This is a genomic window from Ethanoligenens sp., from assembly GCF_047718355.1.
Classification (GTDB): domain Bacteria; phylum Bacillota; class Clostridia; order Oscillospirales; family Ethanoligenentaceae; genus Ethanoligenens.
The window spans coordinates 25,072-31,184 of the sequence record NZ_JBDNLG010000023.1; the positions used below are offsets into that span (position 1 = coordinate 25,072).

Sequence of the window (6,113 nt, forward strand, 5' to 3'; positions counted from 1 at the left end):
TTATTCTCTGAACGGTTTCGCCGAAAGACCGTACTGGGTACGCACCTCCATACCTTCGCGGAGCGGCGTCACACAGGTCCGTATGTTGGGTTGGCCATTCACAACCATGACACAATCGGTGCACCGACCGATTGCGCAGAAGATTCCCCGCGGTTCATGCTGTTTTTTCGTATACCGATGAACGGAGACCCCCGCCGCTTTCAGCGCCACGGCGATCGGTTCCCCTTCGTACCCCTGCACTGAATCTCCGTTATAGGTAAACGTGACCAGTCGGCCTTTGTGGATTTCTCCCAGGATTGGGTGCTTTATCATTCGCTGCATGTCTCTTCACTTTCCTGTCCTTTCTCACCAAATTTCAGTTTTGCCGCTGCGCAGATGAGCGCCACCAACTTTTCCAAGGGCAAATACGCGCTGCTTATCATCAGATCCCGATATTTGGTGGAGTCAAAATTTTCGCCTGTATATTTTTTATAGTAACCGCTGCGGCCGCTGTCGATCTTGTCAATATACTTTTCAACAGCGTCTTCCGAAAATCCCAAATATGTAAGGCAGTAGTTGTACCGTACTTCATACGGCGCATAGATAAAAACATTGAGCAGATTCGGTATGCCTGCCATTCGGAGAATATAATCCGAACAACGCCCCACGATTACACAGTTTCTTTCCGCTGTAAAGTCCAAAATGATTTTTTTCTCAATTTCAAACAACCGGTTTTGTTTTTCAGACGTTCCAAATCCAAGCGGAAAGGCCATTTTTTCGTATGGTGTGAGAACACGGTCTTCGTATTCGGAAAGTTTGTAAACCGGCTCTCCCAGTTGAGCTGCGGCTGTTTCAATGATATCTCGGTCGAGATATTCATACCCCATTCTCTCAGCCACCATTTTGGCAATCGGTCTGCCAAGGCTACCGAACTGCCGTGTGACAGAGATAACATTTGTTCCCATGCGGATTCCTCCTGAGCAATGGTCTGCTCCACTCCCGTTCGGTGATCTTATTCCGGCAGAAAATACGGCCCAATCTCCTCTCGGCGTTCACCGTTTGCCGCCACCTGTTTTCCTATATAAACGAAATAGCTGACCACGGACATGAAAATATACCGCGGCCCGCTATCGTTTTCCTCTGTAAGATTTTCACAGAGTCGCTGTTCTTCTCTTATTTGGAAGATTTATATTGTTTGGAACTGCACTGGTATGCCTTTGCGTCTTGTTCCACTGTGGCTTTATCCCAGGAAGTATCCACGTAGTTGTTGGTGTAATAGGTAGACGAAGTGATTTTTTTGCTGAGGGTGCCAGATTTCAGAAGATTATCGGCCGCGTTCTGAGTCATCGTCATATCGAATTTGCCGATGCCGGCGGCAATCGTAGCCTTCTGTGCAGCATCATCCGTGCCGAAAATCTGCATCACGTCTCCCTTGGTCGCACCAAGCGCGCCTTGCCAGTCAATCTCAAGGTTCGGGCAGGTGAGCAGCGTGATATCCGCAGCAGCTTCTTCGTTAAGATAGCAGAAATACATTGCCTTGGTCATTGCGCGGACAAATTTCTTGACGACATCCGGGTGGTCTTTGATCATTTCATCGCTCGTGCAAATGGAATTGGACACCTGCGGGCTGACTTTGTTTCCGTCCAAATAATCAAATTTATATCCCTGACCTACCAGTTGGTAATATTCCGAAAGCCAGGTGATTAGCGCAGGTGCCTTACCGGATGCAGTCGCTTCATAGCGGCCGGTACCATAACTGACGATATTGACATCTTTCGTGGACATACCCTCTTTGGAGAGCAGCGGGCTGATTAGTGAAGACCAGCTTTCATTGTAAGATGCCAAGTTTTTACCTTTCAGGTCTTTCCAATCCTTGATGCCTGAACTTCTATTCACGGCGATGCCGAAAATCTGGATGGAGTCATAATTGGCGATAGCCTTGACGTTCGTGACACCAGCGTCGATACTGGACATGAACACGCCTGGAGACGGATAGCCAAACTGCGCCTTACCGGCGGCAATCATTTTCACGTCGTCCGTGCCGGTCTGTTCGATATACTTGATAGACAGACCTTCCTGCTTAAAATACCCCAGTTTATCTGCCGCATAGATGGCGAGATAATCATATGACTGGAGCGCGGTCGGGGAAACGAACGACACCTGGGTGAGTCCGTCGGATGTCTTGGTAAGGCCCGCTCCGGTGGTTGAACTGCTGGACCCTTTGGACGATGACGCGCCGGAACAACCCGCCAGGGAAATAGCCACTACGGTAGCGAGCGCCACCGCAAGCATTTTGATTTTTCCTTGTCTTTTCATTACATATTCTCCTTTAATCTTTTGTTCAAATGCGGTACTTTATATATGAAAACTTTTGTGAGTACCCATGTTTATTTTTTAAGCATTTTCTTTTCCAGAAACGAAATGCCCCCATATAGCAACGCGCCCAATATGGCAATGTAGATTACGCAGGACATGGCCTCAGCAGTCTTGGAGAACTGAATAAAATAACTGATCCGGTTTCCAAGCCCGGTATTGCCGCCGGTCATCTCCGCAGACACCCCTGCGATCATCGACATGATGCTTGCCAATTTCACACCGGAAAAGATACCCGGCAGGGAATCCTGAAGGATACAATAGCGAAATTGCTGGAAACGGCTTGCTTTTAGAGACTGCATCAGTTCCAGCCGTGTGGGATTCGTGTTTAAAAAGGCCACCACTGCATTCATATTGACCAGCGGAAACGCTTGAATCACGATGGTAATAATTTTCACATTATTACCCAGGCCGAAAATTAACATGAGCATGGGCACTAGTGTAACCATTGGGATGCAGCATAAGGCCACAATTAACGGCGTAAGTGCCGAGCCAAACAGAGGAAACGAAGAAATCAGGATGGCCAGTGCGAGCCCGATTACAACAGCCAGCGCAAACCCGATCAAAATGTTGGAATACGTCACCCATATGTTTGGCATGATGGCTGCATTGCCGTGTGAGAATGCCTTGACGATATCTGTAGGTTTCGCAAGCAGCCAGATCGGGATGTTCCGTGCCGTACAGGTATACTGCCATAGCAGGACCAGCACCGAGATCAGTACGACCGGCGGCAGAACGGTTCCAATGACATTGCTTACGACAAGCACACGGTTTGTCTTTTTTCGAATAGCTTCCGGCATCTTCATAACCTCCCCATTGCGTTATTTGATCTGCTTGAGTTCAATCTTGCCGATCAGGTTTTCTATTTTGGTGCAGTATTCCCCAAATGTTCGGTCTGCAAGCAGATCCAGCGTCCGCGGCCGGTCAAACTTCACTTCCAATTCTGCCACTACACGTCCGGGATGAGAGGCCATCACATAAACCCGCTGGCTGAGCAGCACCGCTTCCTCCACGTTGTGCGTGATAAAAATAATGGTCATGCCCGTTTCCTGCCAAATGTGCAGCAGCTCTATGTTCAGCATCTCACGGGTGTTCTCATCCAGCGCACCAAATGGCTCGTCCATCATCAACATCTCGGGTTTATGCACCATCCCTCGGATGACACCGATCTTCTGGTGCATGCCCCCCGACAGTTCGGATGGATATGCATCCGCATAACGCTCCATATCGACATATTTCAATAGCCTCTGGACATTTTCATCGTATTCAGGGCTGGAAAGCCCATGTATGCGGAGCGGCAACATGACGTTTTCTTTTACTGTGAGCCACGGATAAAGATTGGGAACCTGAAATATAAAACCAAGTTTGCGAATCATTTCTTTTGAGATGGGTTTGTTATTGTCATATGTGATCCCATCTACCGTGATGGTTCCATCTGTTGGCTTAATAATGTCGTCCACCAGGCGGATGATCGTAGATTTGCCGCACCCGCTTGGTCCAACAATGGAAACCAACTCGCCTTTTCCGAATTCCATGTTGATATCTTGCAGCGCCTGTATTTTATGCCTTTTGGTGTTGAACAACTTATTCACATGTTGGATGGAAATAATCGGATGCTCCATATCTATTCGCCCCTTCCTTTTGCATGCTGCCGAACAGATCCGCTTATTTCCATGTGATTACCCTGCTCTCTATCACCGAAACCACCATATAGAGCAGCACGCCAATAACGGCTGCAATTAGGATGGCCGCATATGCCGTATCGGTTGCAGACATGGAAGATGCTACGGCAATCCGGTATCCCAATCCGCCCTGCCCGACGGAAAGATCGGCGCTCATCGCTGCAATAGTGCAGAGAATACATCCCAATTTCAGGCCTGTAAACACCTGCGGCATCGCATTCGGTATCACCACCCGAAAGAATGTCTCCCATCTGCCGCATCCAAATGCCTTCATCAAATTTCTTTTGTCCGCCGAAACATTGATGAAACCCGTGATGCTGTTAACTGCAATGACAGGTGCACATTGCAGGATGACCACCACGATTTTGATGGCCGGGCTCACACCCCAGAACAGTTTGAACTCCGGAACCAGTGTGGCCATCGGTGTAACCATCAGAATGATGAGCACCGGCAGGAGCGTGCGGACGGCTAATTTGAACTGCGAGGCGATTGCAGCCACCGCAAAGCCGAGCGGAACCGCAATCAAATATCCAATTAGCATCACCCGCAGTGAGATTATCATATCCGGATATATGGCCGCGGCGAAGTTTCTTCCCAGCGCCGAGAAAATCTGCGTCGGTTTTGGCAGCAGATGAAAAGAGACTTGAAAAACGGTACAACCAACCTGCCACACCAACAGCAAGGCCGCAATAACCGCAAGCGGTGCAAGAATATGGAATGCTTTTGAATTTGCCCTCATCATTCTTCCCCTTTGTATATTTAGTATGGCTCACAGGATTCAGGCGATGGATCGGACAATCTGGCTGAGTTGTGCGCGCAATTCCAGATAAACAGGATTCAACCCGATATCGTGGATTCTTTCTGCATAACTCAGCGGAACGTCGATCGTCTGGATAATCCTGGCTGGAGAATTCGACATGACCAGCACCCGTCCTCCCAGATACAGCGCCTCATTTACGTTGTTTGTAATCATCACACAGGTCTTGTGCGTCTTGTTCCAAATCTTCAGGAGTTCTTCATTCAGTGTTTTGCGGGTGATAGCATCCAATGCGCCGAAAGGCTGATCCAACATCAGAAAATCCGGATCCGTCACCAGTGCCCGTGCAATGGAAGCCCTCTGCCTCATGCCACCGGAAAGTTCCTTGGGAAGACAATCTTTATAATCCTGCAAACCTACCAGTGTCAGCATCTCCATGACGCGCCGGTCGGACTCTTCCTTCTTTTTCATACCGAACACGCGCAACGGCAATTCCACATTTTTATACGTGCTCTGCCATTCTAGAAGATTATCATTTTGAAACACGATGCCGAATTTTCTTTGAATTTCTTTGGACGATTTTCCTTTGGGGAACGCTTCTCCATTCAGGAAAAACGTCCCTTGATCGAAAGATTCAATACCTTCCATAATTTTAATGAGGGTGGATTTTCCACATCCACTGTTTCCCATGATGCAGACAAATTCCCGTGGGTGGATTTGCAGGTCAATCCCTCCCAGCACTTCATAAAGCCCTTTTTTTGTAATAAATGATTTTCGGATTCCTGCTAATTGATAGAATTTTTCCATTACGCCTACCCTCCAAAAGCATATTTCCTCGCTGCTCTAGACCACTAACGGATAAAGCCCGTTCATTCTGTATTTTCTCGATAGGTTTCTTTTAAGATATTGAATCCATAGGGTACTTGATGTCCTATGCGAAATGTGCTGACTTTTGGTAATTTTTCACTTGTATCACCTCTGATTTAGCACCTCACAAGTGGTTTCGTTTCAATCTGAGGAGGTTATTCTAAAGGAGAGGACTTTAGCCCCCTGTTACAGACAATAAAAAAGAAGCACGGAGCCTGAGCTCACAATGCTTCTTTGCATGAACTGCAACAAATACGTGCTAGTTTCGCACATGTATCTGTAACCGGATTTTAGAATTATTTTAAAGCGTTTCATTGCAAATGTATAGAATAAATCGGCACAAGACGGTACTAAACGGTGCTGAAAATAAATATTATTTGTATATTGACAAAGATTGATTCGTATGCTAGATTAAATTACAGAGGCATTTATAAAAGCAATCCAGATCTGAGAAT

General features: G+C 47.3%; 7 protein-coding genes. All 7 read right to left on the bottom strand.

Translation table 11 applies throughout. The features are described from left to right. The 7 genes from ABF463_RS05460 to ABF463_RS05490 all read right to left on the bottom strand — a co-directional run bounded on the left by ABF463_RS05460 (nt 1) and on the right by ABF463_RS05490 (nt 5,598). A complete protein-coding gene (locus ABF463_RS05460) occupies nt 1-321 on the bottom strand; it encodes a (2Fe-2S)-binding protein (RefSeq protein WP_415532551.1) in 321 nt (106 codons plus the stop codon). Beyond that, a complete protein-coding gene (locus tag ABF463_RS05465; RefSeq protein WP_415532552.1) occupies nt 309-944 on the bottom strand; it encodes an AAA family ATPase in 636 nt (211 codons plus the stop codon). The genes ABF463_RS05460 and ABF463_RS05465 overlap by 13 nt, the downstream gene beginning before the upstream one ends. Nucleotides 945-1,152: 208 nt before the next feature. Continuing rightward, the gene (locus ABF463_RS05470) at nt 1,153-2,295 is read right to left on the bottom strand and encodes an ABC transporter substrate-binding protein (RefSeq protein ID WP_415532553.1); all 1,143 of its coding nucleotides are present in this window, start codon (nt 2,293-2,295) and stop codon (nt 1,153-1,155) included. 71 nt (nt 2,296-2,366) lie between these two features. Next, a complete protein-coding gene (locus ABF463_RS05475; protein ID WP_415532554.1) occupies nt 2,367-3,152 on the bottom strand; it encodes an ABC transporter permease in 786 nt (261 codons plus the stop codon). Between the two features lie 21 nt (nt 3,153-3,173). Beyond that, nucleotides 3,174-3,974 (bottom strand): ABC transporter ATP-binding protein, encoded by an 801-nt coding sequence (locus tag ABF463_RS05480; protein WP_415532555.1) that lies wholly within the window; start codon nt 3,972-3,974, stop codon nt 3,174-3,176. A 43-nt stretch (nt 3,975-4,017) separates the two neighbouring features. Continuing rightward, entirely contained in the window at nt 4,018-4,776 is a 759-nt protein-coding gene (locus ABF463_RS05485) for an ABC transporter permease (RefSeq protein WP_415532556.1), read from the bottom strand. 36 nt (nt 4,777-4,812) lie between these two features. Further along, nucleotides 4,813-5,598 (bottom strand): ABC transporter ATP-binding protein, encoded by a 786-nt coding sequence (locus ABF463_RS05490; protein ID WP_415532557.1) that lies wholly within the window; start codon nt 5,596-5,598, stop codon nt 4,813-4,815. Nucleotides 5,599-6,113: the final 515 nt, after the last annotated feature.

Coding starts and splice junctions, on each gene's coding strand:
- ABF463_RS05460 (WP_415532551.1), bottom strand. CDS start 321: ATGCAGCGAATGATAAAGCACCCAATCCTGGGAGAAATCCACAAAGGC.
- ABF463_RS05465 (WP_415532552.1), bottom strand. CDS start 944: ATGGGAACAAATGTTATCTCTGTCACACGGCAGTTCGGTAGCCTTGGC.
- ABF463_RS05470 (WP_415532553.1), bottom strand. CDS start 2,295: ATGAAAAGACAAGGAAAAATCAAAATGCTTGCGGTGGCGCTCGCTACC.
- ABF463_RS05475 (WP_415532554.1), bottom strand. CDS start 3,152: ATGCCGGAAGCTATTCGAAAAAAGACAAACCGTGTGCTTGTCGTAAGC.
- ABF463_RS05480 (WP_415532555.1), bottom strand. CDS start 3,974: ATGGAGCATCCGATTATTTCCATCCAACATGTGAATAAGTTGTTCAAC.
- ABF463_RS05485 (WP_415532556.1), bottom strand. CDS start 4,776: ATGATGAGGGCAAATTCAAAAGCATTCCATATTCTTGCACCGCTTGCG.
- ABF463_RS05490 (WP_415532557.1), bottom strand. CDS start 5,598: ATGGAAAAATTCTATCAATTAGCAGGAATCCGAAAATCATTTATTACA.